The 13,868-nt window shown below is 65.5% G+C and carries 13 protein-coding genes; 4 read left to right on the top strand and 9 right to left on the bottom strand.

Translation table 11 applies throughout. The annotated features are described in order from the left end of the window. Positions 1-53: 53 nt before the first annotated feature. Entirely contained in the window at positions 54-2,519 is a 2,466-nt protein-coding gene (locus AABA84_RS20595; RefSeq protein WP_338312925.1) for a heavy metal translocating P-type ATPase, read from the bottom strand. Positions 2,520-2,584: 65 nt separating this feature from the next. Between AABA84_RS20595 and AABA84_RS20590 the strand changes: the two genes are divergently transcribed. Beyond that, entirely contained in the window at positions 2,585-2,860 is a 276-nt protein-coding gene (locus AABA84_RS20590) for a metal-sensitive transcriptional regulator (RefSeq protein WP_007598521.1), read from the top strand. 126 nt (positions 2,861-2,986) lie between these two features. On the opposite strand, the gene AABA84_RS20585 is transcribed toward AABA84_RS20590, so the two are convergent. Next, entirely contained in the window at positions 2,987-3,970 is a 984-nt protein-coding gene (locus AABA84_RS20585) for a YiiX/YebB-like N1pC/P60 family cysteine hydrolase (protein ID WP_212243344.1), read from the bottom strand. 192 nt (positions 3,971-4,162) lie between these two features. Between AABA84_RS20585 and AABA84_RS20580 the strand changes: the two genes are divergently transcribed. Beyond that, complete coding sequence (locus AABA84_RS20580) at positions 4,163-5,560, top strand: flavin monoamine oxidase family protein (protein ID WP_338312923.1); 1,398 nt, start codon at positions 4,163-4,165, stop codon at positions 5,558-5,560. Positions 5,561-5,723: 163 nt separating this feature from the next. Here AABA84_RS20580 and AABA84_RS20575 read toward each other — a convergent pair whose 3' ends face one another. The 6 genes from AABA84_RS20575 to rpmI all read right to left on the bottom strand — a co-directional run bounded on the left by AABA84_RS20575 (position 5,724) and on the right by rpmI (position 11,384). Then, entirely contained in the window at positions 5,724-6,494 is a 771-nt protein-coding gene (locus tag AABA84_RS20575) for a sulfite exporter TauE/SafE family protein (RefSeq protein WP_338312922.1), read from the bottom strand. Further along, on the bottom strand, positions 6,491-8,899 hold the full coding sequence (gene pheT, locus AABA84_RS20570; RefSeq protein ID WP_338312921.1) for a phenylalanine--tRNA ligase subunit beta: 2,409 nt from the start codon (positions 8,897-8,899) through the stop codon (positions 6,491-6,493). Before pheT ends, AABA84_RS20575 begins: the two co-directional genes overlap by 4 nt. Continuing rightward, on the bottom strand, positions 8,896-9,342 hold the full coding sequence (locus AABA84_RS20565; RefSeq protein ID WP_212243360.1) for an endonuclease domain-containing protein: 447 nt from the start codon (positions 9,340-9,342) through the stop codon (positions 8,896-8,898). Before AABA84_RS20565 ends, pheT begins: the two co-directional genes overlap by 4 nt. Before the next feature lie 104 nt (positions 9,343-9,446). Beyond that, positions 9,447-10,529, bottom strand: coding sequence for a phenylalanine--tRNA ligase subunit alpha (gene pheS, locus AABA84_RS20560; RefSeq protein ID WP_338312920.1), 1,083 nt, complete (start codon positions 10,527-10,529; stop codon positions 9,447-9,449). Positions 10,530-10,743: 214 nt separating this feature from the next. Then, entirely contained in the window at positions 10,744-11,103 is a 360-nt protein-coding gene (rplT, locus tag AABA84_RS20555; RefSeq protein WP_027561620.1) for a 50S ribosomal protein L20, read from the bottom strand. Positions 11,104-11,183: 80 nt separating this feature from the next. Next, positions 11,184-11,384 (bottom strand): 50S ribosomal protein L35, encoded by a 201-nt coding sequence (gene rpmI / locus AABA84_RS20550; protein ID WP_008143958.1) that lies wholly within the window; start codon positions 11,382-11,384, stop codon positions 11,184-11,186. A gap of 271 nt (positions 11,385-11,655) precedes the next feature. On the opposite strand from rpmI, the gene AABA84_RS20545 reads away from it, so the two are divergent. Beyond that, positions 11,656-12,060 carry a hypothetical protein gene (locus AABA84_RS20545; protein WP_212243366.1) on the top strand — a complete coding sequence of 135 codons (405 nt, stop codon included), beginning with the start codon at positions 11,656-11,658 and terminating at the stop codon, positions 12,058-12,060. Positions 12,061-12,267: 207 nt separating this feature from the next. Here the strand turns inward: AABA84_RS20545 and infC are convergent, their stop codons facing one another. Beyond that, positions 12,268-12,807: a translation initiation factor IF-3 gene (infC, locus tag AABA84_RS20540; protein ID WP_091962567.1), complete on the bottom strand. Its 540-nt coding sequence runs from the start codon at positions 12,805-12,807 to the stop codon at positions 12,268-12,270. Between the two features lie 246 nt (positions 12,808-13,053). Here infC and AABA84_RS20535 point away from each other — a divergent pair, with 246 nt between their 5' ends. After that, positions 13,054-13,842: an alpha/beta hydrolase gene (locus tag AABA84_RS20535; protein WP_338312918.1), complete on the top strand. Its 789-nt coding sequence runs from the start codon at positions 13,054-13,056 to the stop codon at positions 13,840-13,842. Positions 13,843-13,868: the final 26 nt, after the last annotated feature.

Raw genomic sequence — 13,868 nt, 5'->3', positions numbered from 1 at the left:
CCTCTCCGCGCGTACCCGCTGAATGGACCCGTCTTACACGGATTTCGTCGCCCTCACAGCCGGGCCGCACGCAGCCGCAGCGCATTTCCGACCACGCTCACCGAGGACAGCGCCATCGCTGCTGCGGCGATGATCGGCGAGAGCAGCACGCCGAAGGTGGGATAGAGGATGCCGGCCGCGATCGGAATGCCGGCGGCGTTGTAGATGAAGGCGAAGAACAGGTTTTGGCGGATGTTGCTCATCGTCGCCTGCGACAGTTTTCGCGCCCGCACGATGCCGGTAAGGTCGCCCTTGAGCAGGGTCACGCCGGCGCTCTCCATCGCCACATCCGTGCCGGTGCCCATGGCGATGCCGACTTCGGCGGCGGCCAGCGCCGGCGCGTCGTTGACGCCATCACCGGCCATCGCGACGATGCGGCCGGCCTTTTGCAGCCTGGTGACCACCGCGCTCTTCTGGTCCGGCAACACCTCGGCCTCGACCTCGGCAATGCCGAGCCGGCGCGCCACGGCCTCGGCCGTGGTGCGGTTGTCGCCGGTTAGCATGATCACCTTGATGCCTTCGGCAGCTAACGCCTTCAGCGCCTCCGGGGTCGAGGCCTTGACCGGATCGGCGATCGCGAACAGGCCGGCGAGCCGGCCGTCGACGGCCATGTTGATCACGGTGGCGCCATCGCCGCGCAGCCGTTCGGCTTCGGTGTCGAGCGTCTTGGTGTCGATGCCGATGGAAGTCAGATATCTGGCATTGCCGAGCACGATGGTCTTGCCGTCGACCTTGCCGGTGGCGCCCTTGCCGGTCGGCGAGTCGAATTGCTCGACCTGGCCGAGGGCAAGCTGCTTCTCCTTGGCCGCGCGCACGATCGCGTCAGCCAAAGGATGCTCGCTGGCGCGCTCGACGCTGGCCGCAAGCTTGAGGATATCATCCTCCGCAAAACCTGACGCCGGCACGATCGCGACCACCTTGGGCTTGCCTTCGGTCAGCGTGCCTGTCTTGTCGACCACCAGCGTGTCGATCTTCTCCATCCGCTCCAGCGCCTCGGCGTTCTTGATCAACACGCCGCCTTGCGCGCCGCGGCCGACGCCGACCATGATCGACATCGGGGTTGCGAGGCCCAGCGCACAGGGGCAGGCGATGATCAGCACGCTCACCGCAGCGACCAGGCCGAAGGCGAGCCGCGGTTCAGGTCCGAACCAGGCCCAGGCGGCAAAGGCGGCGATCGCGACGACGATGACGGTGGGCACGAACCAGCCCGCGACCTGATCGGCCAGCCGCTGGATCGGCGCGCGCGAGCGCTGCGCGTCCGCGACCATCTGCACGATCTGCGACAGCAGCGTCTCGCGTCCGACCTTGTCGGCGCGCATGATGAAGCTGCCCGACTGGTTCAGCGTGCCGGCGATCACCTTCGCGCCGCTCTCCTTGGTCACCGGCATGGACTCGCCGGTGACGAGCGATTCGTCGAGCGAGGAGCGGCCCTCGAGGATCACTCCGTCGACCGGCACCTTTTCGCCGGGACGGACACGCAGGCGTTCGCCGGCATGGAGCGCGTCGATTTCGACCTCGTGCTCACTGCCGTCGTCATCGACGCGGCGCGCGGTCTTCGGCGCAAGCTGAAGCAGCGCCTTGATCGCGCCGGAGGTTGCGTCACGGGCGCGCAGCTCCAGCACCTGGCCGAGCAGCACCAGCACTGTGATGACGGCAGCCGCCTCGAAATAGACGGCAACCGCACCTTCATGGCCGCGGAACGTCGCGGGGAAGATCTGCGGCACGACGGTGCCGATGATGCTGTAGACATAGGCAACCCCGGTGCCCATCGCGATCAGCGTGAACATGTTGAGGTTGCGCGTCAGCAGCGACTGCCAGCCGCGAACGAAGAACGGCCAGCCGGCCCACAGCACCACGGGGGTGGCGAAGGCGAGCTGGATCCAGTTCGACAGCGTCTGATCGATCCAGTTGTGCGGGCCCGCGAGATGGCCGCCCATCTCCAGCACCACGGCCGGCAGCGCCAGCGCGCCGCCGATCCAGAACCGCCGCGTCATGTCGGCGAGCTCGGGGTTGGGCCCGGTCTCCAGGCTCGCGACCTCCGGCTCCAGCGCCATGCCGCAGATCGGGCAGCTGCCGGGTCCGACCTGGCGGATCTCCGGATGCATCGGGCAGGTGTAGATCGTGCCAGCGGGCATCGCGGGCTCGGGCGCCTTGTCCTTGGCGAGATATTTTGCGGGATCCGCGGCGAACTTGGTGCGGCAGCCGGCCGAGCAGAAATGGAATGTCTCGCCGTGATATTCGAAGCGGTGCTTCGAGGTCGTGGGATCGACCGTCATGCCGCAGACGGGATCGTGCACCTTGCTGGCCGCCTCGCCATGGTCATGCGCGTGATGATGGCCGTGGCCGGCGTGATCGCCGTGCCCGCCGCAGCACGAGGACGCCGCCGGCTTGGCTGGTTCCGTCTTGGCCGCTTCCGCCTTGGCTGAACAACCGCATCCGGAATGCCCGCCCGCGTCGTGATGATGCTCGTGTTCGTTCATAGTTCTCGCTCCGGCGCTTGCACCCAGGTCTTGCAACCCATACCCGGTAGGGGTATATAGACCTCATGCGCAAGGACATCAAGGCATCTGTCGGAAAACGCCTCGGCCGGATCGAGGGGCAGGTTCGCGGCCTCTCGAAAATGGTAGAGGAAGACCGCTACTGCATCGACATCGTGACCCAGATCTCGGCGGTGCGTGCCGCGCTGCGCCGGGTCGAGGAGGAGGTCTTGAAGGACCACGTCGCCCATTGCGTCGAGCACGCCATTGCGAGCGGCGACAAGGCCGACCAGCGCGAGAAGATCGCGGAGCTGATGGCGGTGATCGGGCGGGCGGAGCGGTAATTTACGTCATTGCGAGTGCAACGACGCAATCCAGACGGCTTCCGTGGAGGCAGTCTGGATTGCTTCGTCGCAAGAGCTCCTTGCAATGACGATTGTTGTGGCGAGATCGCGCCACACTCGCAGCCGTTACGCCGCCCTCTCGCGGACTCGGCCACGCCGCCGCGGGCGGTACATCGCCAGCTTCTTCAGCAGCGGGATATGAGCGGGGACGGGGACGCTTTCAGCGGTCTCCGAAAGGCACGCACTCACTTGCTCAGCCGGAATCTCGTCCGGCGCCTCTTCGTCAGCCGCCTCAGGAACGAGCGGCGGCGCACTGATCGTTTCTGGAAACACACTGAATGTGCCCGCTACCTCCTCGAGCGGCTTCTGCTTGTCGGCCCAGTGCAGGGCGGTGTAGTCGAACCCGTGCACGATGGTGGGTTTGACGACTTCGAAATAGGGCGAGATGTCGAAGTCGCGGGGCATGTAGAGCGAGGAATCGCGGATGTGCAGGATCTCGCGGCGGGCGGCGCGGCTGCCGGCCTTGGTGATCTTCGGCAGGATCGGGTAACGCACGGCATCGAACGCCTGGGCGATCAGGGCCGAGCAGATGATCTTGGTCGGATCGCCGGAGCCGATCGCGATCATGCGGCGCCGCCAGCGCTGCGGAATCGGTAGCGGAAACAGGAAGCGCATCAGGTCGACGATGTTCTTGGTGTCGTAGCCGAAGCCGATGCGGTTGATCGCATAGCGGCACACCGTGGTGCGGTCCTCATAGGACAGCCCGACCGGGCGGCAGACCCGGGTGTGATAGGGGAAATATTTCGACAGCGGCGCCGAGGTGACGCCTTCGCCGATATTGGCTTCGATCAGCACATGCGGTTCGCCGTCGGGCTCCGCGGCGCCCTCGATCGGGCCGACATAGAGCGCGGCATGCGACCAGGTCGACTGCGTCAGATATTTGATGATGCCGGAGATGCGGTTGTTGCCTTCGACCAGCAGCACGTCGCCGGGTTCGATCACGCCGCGCAGGTGCTCCGGGTCGCTCGGCGTGAACGGTTCGTAGCCCGGCACCTCCTTGGAGAGGTACGCGGCAATCAGCTTGCCGACTGAATCTAGGACCGTCCCCATTTCAAACTCCCCCCACGGCCTTTTCCGGCCGTCTTTTTCCCTTCTCTATCATGGTCGAAACGTCTTGCAATTCGGTTCATCACTCCGTGACATCAAGCACGATTGATTCACCATGATGGTTGCCGTGCAACATCAGATGCGGCAAGGTTCGCTGACTGTTCCCGTTCGCCGCAAGTCCTCGGAAACCATGACATGACAATCACGCGCCGCGGTTTCCTTTCGGCGTCGGCGGCCCTTGCCGCGATGCCGGTCCTGCGCGCGACCGCCGCGCCCCTGCCGCGCGAGGCCGATATCGTCGTGATCGGTGCGGGGGCCGCCGGAATCGCCGCGGCGCGGCGCATCATGGCGACGGGACGCAAGGTCGTCGTGATGGAAGCGGCATCGCAAGTCGGCGGCCGCTGTATCACCGACAGCACCACCTTCGAGGTGCCGTTCGACCGTGGTGCGCGCTGGATGCACAATCCCGACACCAATCCGATGATCCGGCTGGCGCGCAATGTCGGGCTGGACGTACTGCCGGCGCCATCGGGCCAGAAGATGCGCATCGGCCGGCGCAACGCGCGCGCGGGCGAGACCGAGCAATTCCTGGCGGCGCTGGTGCGCGCCAATCGTGCCATCGACGATGCCTCGCGGGCCAAGCTGGATACCTCTTGCGCCTCCGTGCTGCCGAAGGATCTCGGCGACTGGACGGGCGCGGCCGAGTTCATGCTGGGCGCGGGCTTTGCCGGCAAGGACCTGAAGGAGCTGTCCGCGATCGACAAGGGACGCGCGCAGGATCGCAACGCGGCGATCGCCTGCCGTCAGGGCCTGGGCACGCTGATCACCAAGCTCGGCGAGCAGGCGCCGGTGGCGCTGTCGACGCCGGCGAGCCGCATCAGCTGGAGCAACCGCGACGTCAGCGTGGAGACGCAAGCCGGCAAGATCGCAGCGCGCGCCGTCATCGTCACGGTCTCGACCAACGTGCTGACATCGGGCGCGATCAAGTTCACGCCCGACATTCCCAAACGCACGTTGGACGCGGCGTCAAAGCTGGGCCTCGGCAGCTATGATCGGATCGTGCTGCAATTGCCCGGCAATCCGCTCGGCCTGTCGCGCGACGATATCCTTATCGAGCAGAGCAATTCGGCGCGCACGGCGCTGATGTACGCCAATATCGGCGGCTCCTCGCTGTGCTCGATCGACGTCGGCGGCGCGTTCGGCCGCGATCTCTCCGAGCAGGGCGAGAAGGCAATGGCGGCCTTCGCCCGCGAATGGATCACAAAACTGTTCGGCAGCGAGGCCGCGGTCGCCGTGCAGAAGACCAGCGCGACGCGCTGGAACGCCTCGCCCTACGTGATGGGCGCGATGTCGGCGGCCGCCCCGGGCGGTCAACTGTCGCGGAAAATCCTGACAGAGCCGATCGGCAATGTGTTCCTCGCCGGCGAAGCCACCCACGAGACGCTGTGGGGCACCGTCGACGGCGCCTGGGAAAGCGGTGAACGCGCCGCGGACGCAGCCTTGCGCAAGATCGGTGCGCTCAAGGACGAGCCCGCCGACGTGCCGACGCAATCGACCAAGCGCCGCAGGGCGCCGCGGCAGCAGGGCAACTAAGCCGCAACAAACTCCACTGTCGTCCCGGACAAGCGAAGCGCAGATCCGGGACCCATACGCCCAGGGAGAAGTTTGGCGAAGACTTTGCGCCTGGTACTGCAACCGATCTCACTCGCGAAATCACGCGGTCTGGGTCCCGGCGTTCGCCGGGACGACGGATGGATCAGCGCAACACCCCGTCCAGCAGCGGCAGTCCCGCGATCACGGCCATCGCAATCAGCCCGTAGCAGATGCTGCGAAACACCTTCTCGCTGGCGCGGCCGAACAGCGAGGCGCCGAATGCGACGCCAGCCGCATAGACCGGCCCGACGATCAGCGAGAGCACGAGCGACTCGCGGCTGATCAGACCCGTGGACGCGTAACTGATCATCGAGAAGAAATCAGACGCGCCGAAGAACAGCACGATATTGGCGCGCGCGACGATCGGCGCGATCGGGCGGCCGAGCCAGTAGCCGACGATCGGCGGGCCGCCGGTCTGCGCGAGGCCACTACAGAAGCCCGACAGGCCGCCAATGCCGACCGAGAGCCAGGTGTGGTCCTTGCCGCGATAGCGCCAACCCGACAGCAGCAGGAGCAACAGCGCGGCGACGAAGCAGGAGATGATCCAGCGCGTGGTGACGGGCTCGAGCACGCTGAGGAAATAGGTGCCGACGGGTACGCCGACCAGCGCGCCCAGCACGATGACCGCGGTCGCCTTGCGGTCGGCCTTACGCCAAGCGTCGGGCAGCAGCGGTGCCGCCGCGACGAAATCGATCACCAGAAGCAAGGCGGCGACGAGCCGTGGCGCAGCAATGCTGCTTGCCAGCGGCATGAAGATCAGCGCCGAGCCGAAGCCGGAGAAGCCGCGTGCAGTGCCGGAAACGAAGGCGACGGCGCAGAGCGCCATCGCAATGGTGAGGCTGACATCCCTCGGAAGGAAGTCCGCAATACTCATCCCCGCAGCGTGCCGCCGGTCTTCTTGGTGACCTCGGCCACGATCTTCGCAGCCACGGCCTCGATCTCCTGGTCGGTCAGTGTCTTCTCGCGCGGCTGGATCGTCACCGCGATCGCGATCGACTTCTTGTCGTCGTCGATGCCCTTGCCCTCGTAGACGTCGAACACGTTCACGCCGGTGATCAGCTTCTTGTCGACGCCTTGCGCGGCCCGCACGATGTCGCCGGCCTTCACGGTACGATCGACGATGAAGGCGAAGTCGCGCGTGACGGGCTGGAATGCCGACAGCTCGATCACGGGCTTGGCGCGGGTCGGCTTCTTCTTCGCCTCGGGGATGCGGTCGAGGATCACCTCGAACACCATCAGCGGACCGTCGGCACCGAGCGCTTCGAGCGCTCTGGGGTGCACCTCGCCGAAAGTGCCGAGCACGTTCTGCGGCCCGATCTGGATCGTGCCGGAGCGGCCCGGATGCAACCATGCCGGCCCGCCGGCGACGATCTGCAGCGCCTGCATCGGCGCGCCGGCGGCTGCCAGCACGGCCAGCGCATCCGCCTTGGCGTCGAACGCATCAGCTTGCGTCGAGCCCGACCAGTGCCGTCCCAGACCTTCAGAGGAGGCAAATCCGCGGCGTACGCCGCTCGCCGCCATGAACTGGTCCTGCGGACGGTCGCCTTTGAAGATTTGGCCGACCTCGAACAGCGCGACATCGCTGACGCCACGATTGGCATTGGCTTGTGCGGCCGCGATCAGGCCCGCCAAAAGGGTCGGGCGCATGTCGGAGAGGTCAGACGCGATCGGGTTGGCGACTTCGAGCTCGCGCTGGCCGCCGCCGAACAATTTCGCCGCGGACTTCGTGATGAAGGACCAGGTCACCGCTTCGATGATGCCGCGGCTTGCGAGCGCGCGCCGGGCGCGGCGCGTGCGCAGCTGGAGCGGCGTCAGCACCGATTTGCGCGCGTCCTCGCCGCGCTCGAACGGCGTCATTGGCACCTTGTCGACGCCGTAGATGCGGACGATCTCCTCGACGATGTCGGCCTTGCCGTGCACATCCGTGCGCCACGACGGCACCGCAACCTTCACCACCGGGCCGGGGCCCGCCATCATGAAGCCGAGATGGGTCAGGATGCGCTTCATCTCTGGCTGCGGCACCTCGATGCCGGAGAGGCGCTTGACCTCGGTCACGGGGAAATCGATCACCCGGTCGTCGCCAAAGGCCTTGCCGACCACGACGGTCTCGGACGGCGCGCCGCCGCACATCTCCATCACGAGCTTGGTCGCCAGCTCCAGCCCCGGCACCATGAAGGCCGGATCGACGCCGCGCTCGAAGCGGTAGCGCGCATCCGAATTGATGCCGAGCTTGCGGCCGGTCTGGGCGATGTTGATCTCGTTCCACAGCGCCGATTCGATCAGCACGTCGGTGGTATCATCGTCGCAGCCGGAGGCTTCGCCGCCCATGATGCCGGCGAGCGATTCGACGCCGTGCTCGTCCGCGATCACGCAGATGGCGGGATCGAGATTGTAGGTGCGGCCGTCGAGCGCGAGCAGCGTCTCGCCCTCGCGCGCGCGGCGCACGACGAGATTGCCCTTCACCTTCCTGGCGTCGAACACGTGCAGCGGCCGCGCGCGGTCGTAGGTCATGAAGTTGGTGATGTCGACCAGCGCGTTGATCGGACGCAGCCCGATTGCGGTCAGCCGCTTCTGCAGCCATTCCGGCGACGGACCGTTCTTGACACCGCGCACGAGGCGCAGCGCGAAGCCTGGACAGAGTGTGGAATCCTCGACCGTGACCTTCACCGGGCACGCGAACTCGCCCTTGATCGGCTTGATGGCCGGGTCTTTGAACTTGCCCATGTCGGCGGCGGCGAGGTCCCGCGCGATGCCGTGCACGCCGGTGCAGTCCTGCCGGTTCGGCGTCAAATTGATCTCGACCACGGGATCGCCAAGCGCGGCCCATTCGGCATAGCCGGCGCCAACAGGCGCATCCGCCGGCAATTCCATGATGCCGTCATGGTCGTTGGAGATCTGCAGCTCGGCCGCCGAGCACAGCATGCCGCGGCTCTCGACGCCGCGGATGGTGCCGACACCGAGCGTGATGTCCTTGCCGGGAATGTAGGTCCCGGGGGCCGAGAACACGCTGACGAGGCCGGCCCGCGCATTCGGCGCGCCGCACACGACCTGCACCGGCGCACCGCCGTCACCGGTATCGACCATGCAGACGCGCAGGCGATCCGCATTCGGATGCTGCTCGGCCGAGATCACCTTCGCAATGGTGAAGGGCTTCAGCGCCTTGGCCTTGTCCTCGATGTTCTCGACCTCGAGCCCGATCATGGTGAGCTTCTCGGCGAGCTTGTCGAGCGGCTCGTCGGTCTCGAGATGATCCTTCAGCCAGGAGAGGGTGAATTTCATGGCTGCTTTTTCTCCACGGAGACGGTCTGCTCCCTCTCCCGCTTGCGGGGGAGGGCTGGGGTGGGGGCTCTCTCCGCGATGGTGGTCGCGATTTTTTCGAGAGTGCCGGCACGATTGGTCATGACATCAAGGTTGCTGAAGCGAAGCACCTTGAAGCCCTTCGCTTCGATGGCGGCAGAGCGACGCGCGTCGGCGCGCTCGCCGTCATCCGAGAAGTGTTGGCCGCCATCGAGCTCGATGACGAGTCTGGCGGCGTGACAGATGAAATCGGCGACGTAGTGGTCGATCGGTACCTGGCGGCGGAAGCCCGCACCGTTCAGTCGGTGGCCGCGCAGCTCCGACCAGAGGACCCGCTCCGCATCGGTAGAGTCGCGCCTGAGCGCGCGAGCATTGCCCCGCAGCTTGCCAGAGACCTTCCAGTCTGGATGTTCAGGATCAACCATTGGCAACCCCATCGAGGAGAGACCCCCACCCCAACCCTCCCCCGCACGCGGGAGAGGGAGTCCGACCGTCATCGCGGCTGGAGCGATCGTGTCCCAGCAGGCCATCACGAGCTCAACCCCCCAGCCAGCGTTGGCACTTCGAGCGGCTTGAAGCCGTAATGGGACAGCCAGCGGACGTCGCTGTCGAACAGCTGGCGCAGATCGGCGATGCCGTATTTCAGCATGGCGATGCGGTCGATGCCCATGCCCCAGGCGAAGCCCTGGTACTCGTCGGGATCGATGCCGCAGGCGCGCAGCACGTTCGGATGCACCATGCCGCAGCCGAGAATCTCGAGCCAGTCCTCGCCCTCGCCGAAGCGGATCTCGCCCTTGTCGCGGCGGCACTGGATGTCGACTTCCAGCGACGGCTCGGTGAACGGGAAGAACGACGGGCGGAAGCGCATGTTGATGTGGTCGACCTCGAAGAACGCCTTGCAGAACTCGTGCAGGATCCATTTGAGGTGGCCGAGATGCGAGTGCTTGTCGATGACGAGGCCTTCGACCTGGTGGAATTGCGGCGTGTGGGTCGCGTCCGAATCGATGCGGTAGGTGCGGCCCGGGCAGATCACGCGGATCGGCGGCTTCTGGCTCAGCATCGTGCGCACCTGCACCGGCGAGGTGTGGGTTCGCAGCAGCATGCGCGAGCCGTCCTCCTTCGGATGGAAGAAGAAGGTGTCGTGCATCTCGCGCGCCGGATGGCCTTCCGGAAAATTCAGCTTGGTGAAGTTGTAATCGTCGGTCTCGATGTCGGGGCCTTCGGCAACCGAGAATCCCATGTCGGCGAAGATTGTGGTCAGCTCGTCCCAGACCTGGCTCAGCGGATGGATGCGGCCGGCCTCGGTCGGGGCATCGCGCAGCGGCAGCGTGACGTCGACGGTCTCGGACGCGAGCCGCGCATCGAGTGCCGCCGATTTCAGCACGTCGCGCCGGGCAGTGAGCGCCTGGGTAACTTCGTCCTTGGCCTGGTTGATCGCGGCGCCTTGCGTCTTGCGCTCGTCCGGCGACATCTTGCCGAGCGTTGCCAGCAAGGCTGAGATCGAGCCCTTCTTGCCGAGCGAGGCAACGCGGACGGCTTCGAGCGCGGCCTCGTCGGCGGCGGCGGCGATGTCGGCGATGATCTGGGCTTGGAGCTGGGCAAGATCGGTCATGGCAATCCCTTTTGGCCAGGATGCTGAGCCGATGATCCTAGCCCGTCAGACCCGGCGTTGCGCCGGGCTTCCACGTCGGAGAAGTGTTTGCGCGAGTGATGACGGCCGGGGCAGTCAAGCGCCGAGACGCGCCTCTGCCCGGGCCATCACAAGTTCAACGCTGCGCAGAGGACAGTGGAGGACGGCTTACGCCGCCAGCGCAGCCTTGGCCGCATTACGCCGCAAGGGCGGCCTTGGCCTTCTCGGCGATCGCCTGGAACGCCGCGGGCTCGCTGATCGCGAGATCCGACAGCACCTTGCGGTCCACGGTGATCCCGGACTTGGCCATGCCGTCGATAAATCGGCTGTAGGTCAGGCCGAACGGGCGGACGGCAGCGTTGATGCGCTGGATCCAGAGCGCGCGGAACGTCCGCTTCTTGCGCTTGCGATCACGGAACGCGTACTGCTGGGCTTTCTCCACGGCCGGCTTGGCGGCGCGGATGGTGTTCTTGCGGCGGCCGTAGAAACCCTTGGCGGCCTTGTAGACTTTCTTGTGCTTGGCGTGGGCGGTCACACCGCGTTTGACGCGTGACATGACAAATATCCTTCAGAGGTGACTTGGTTTTCGGATCGCCGCGCGGAACGCGGCGGAGTTGGCAATGATCTTGGACGCGATCAGGCGTTCGGCAAGAAGTACTTCTTGACGTTGTCGCCGTCGGTCTTGAACAGCACCGCGGTGCCGCGCAGTTGACGGATCTGCTTCTTCGTCCGCTTGATCATGCCGTGACGCTTGCCGCGATGGGCGAACATCACTTTGCCGGTGGCAGTCACCTTGAAGCGCTTTTTAGCGCCCGATTTGGTCTTCAGCTTGGGCATTTGGCTCTCCTAATGGCCACAGAGATCCGCCCGCGAAGGCGGCTGGCCGTCAAAAATGCTCGTTAGAGCGTTGATTGTGCTCAAGTTTTGCGAACAAGCGCGAAACCCGCACGAAACACCGCCACGGCAGCCCTTAATCAGCCGGGCGATGAAGGCTGGGCTTATGACAGAGGACAAGCCGATTGGCAACGATGAACCGGCGAAACCAGCCCGGCGACTATTCGGAATTGCGACCCTCATGTCCAAGCCTGTCGCCTGGAGCAGGACCAAAATGGCCCATTTTTCCCGATCGCTTCCCTCTTTGACGGTTTTCGCCCGTCCGCGCCATCTGGCGCTTCTGGCCGTGCTCGCCACGACCACGCTGCCATCGACTGCCGATGCCCGCGTCGGCGGCTATGATGGCATCTGGAACGTCACCTTCGCCACCACGCGGGGCAATTGCAGCTCCGGCTACAGCGTCCCCTTCACCGTGACCGGTAGCCGGGTGTCGTCTGCCGGCGGCGGCCGGGTCTCCGGCAAGATCAATCGCGGCGGCGCGGTCGCAGTCCAGGTCTCGGTCGGCGCCTCCCACGCCAGCGGCGGCGGCCGGCTCGCCGGCGTGAACGGCGCCGGTTCGTGGAACGGCATCATCTCCGGCGACCGCTGCAGCGGCACCTGGCAGGCGACAAGGACCTGAGATCGCAATCACGGAGACGGTGCACTCCCTCTCCCGCTTGCGGGGGAGGGTTGGGGAGGGGGTATCTCCGCAAGCGAGAACCCCCAAGAGGAGAAAGCCCTCACCCGGCGCTTCGCGCCGACCTCTCCCGCGGCTCGCATGATCCCTTAAACAAAACGGCCCGCCGGATGTCCGGACGGGCCGTTGAATCTCAACTGAAAACAAAGCTCAGCGCGGCGCCAGCACCATGACGACCTGACGGCCCTCGAACCTGGCGTCCTGCTCGACCTTGGCGAGCTCGGCGACGTCGGTCTTGATCTTGTCGAGCAGCTTGGTGCCGATCTCCTGGTGCGCCATTTCGCGGCCGCGATAGCGCAGCGTGATCTTGACCTTGTCGCCCTCTTCGAAGAACCGCTGCATCGCGCGCATCTTCACGTCGTAATCGTGGTCGTCGATCATCGGGCGGAGCTTGATCTCCTTGATCTCGACGATCTTCTGCCGCTTGCGGGCTTCGGCAGCTTTTTTCTGGGCCGAATACTTATACTTCCCGTAGTCCATGATCTTGCAGACGGGAGGGCTGACGTTCGGCGAGATCTCGACCAGATCCATGCCGGCTTCCTGGGCCATGCGGATGGCGGCAACGGTCTCAACCGTGCCTTTGTTGTCACCGGCCTGATCGATCAGCTGGATCTGCGCATTGCGAATATCATCATTGATGCGCGGCCCGTCTTTGCTGGCGACGGGCGGGGCTTTATTGGGACGGCGAATGGGTGGTTCTCCAAAGTTGTGAAAGAGGCCGCTACTTTGCAGGAAGATACGTTTGCCGGCAAGCAATTCGCTCGTGCGCGAAACGAAAAACCCTCAAATGCGAGGTATTTCGGTCACGCCTAGGCACGCTGACCGACATAGACACCTTGCTTCCGTTCCGCAAGCGTCCCAAAGGGACAATGCCGGTCTCCGGCGTTGCGGAATTCGACCCGACAGCTCAAACCGCGCAGCCAGGGCAAACGTTCCATGAGCCATGCAATTCCCGATGCCGTGCTCGGCTCCATCGATGTGGGCGAGGGCCCGTCCGCGCGCAGGATCGCGGTGCGCAGCCGGCACGGACAGGGCCCCGGGCTGGTCTGGCTCGGCGGATTTAAGTCCGACATGCAGGGCAGCAAGGCCCTGGCGCTGGACGCCTGGGCCCGGGATCATGGCCGCGCCATGGTCCGGTTCGACTATTCCGGTCACGGCGAATCCGGCGGCGATTTCGCCGATGGAACCATCGGACGCTGGCTGGAGGAGTGCGTGGCGGTGTTCGAGCGGTTCTGCGCCGGTCCGCAGGTCCTGATCGGCTCCTCCATGGGCGGCTGGATGGCGCTGCTGCTCGCGCGCGAGATCAGGAAGCGTTCTGGTGCGGCCTCGCTCGCAGGGCTCGTGCTGATCGCGCCTGCGCCGGACTTCACCGAAGAGCTGATGTGGAAGAATTTTTCGCCTGCGGTGAAGCAGGAGATCGAGACCAAGGGCCTCTGGCTGCGGCCATCCGAATATGGCGACGGCTCACCCTATCCGATCACCCGGAACCTGATAGAGGAAGGCCGCAACCACCTCGTGCTCGGCAGCGCCATCGATCTCGGCTGCCCGGTCCGCATCCTGCAAGGCGCGAAGGATCCCGACGTGCCCTGGCAGCACGCTTTCGCGCTGACACATCGCCTGCCGGCCGACGACGTCGTGCTGACCATGATCCAGGACGGCGATCACCGCCTCTCCCGCCCGCAGGACATCGCGCGCATTCTTGCCGCGGTGGCAGAGATCGAGTGAAGTGCCTTCTTCCTTCAGGAGGCAAC

It is taken from the genome of Bradyrhizobium sp. TM239 (assembly GCF_036247985.1).
GTDB lineage: Bacteria > Pseudomonadota > Alphaproteobacteria > Rhizobiales > Xanthobacteraceae > Bradyrhizobium > Bradyrhizobium ottawaense.
Note: the sequence above shows the minus strand (reverse complement) of the source record. Positions and strands in the feature narration are given on the sequence as shown.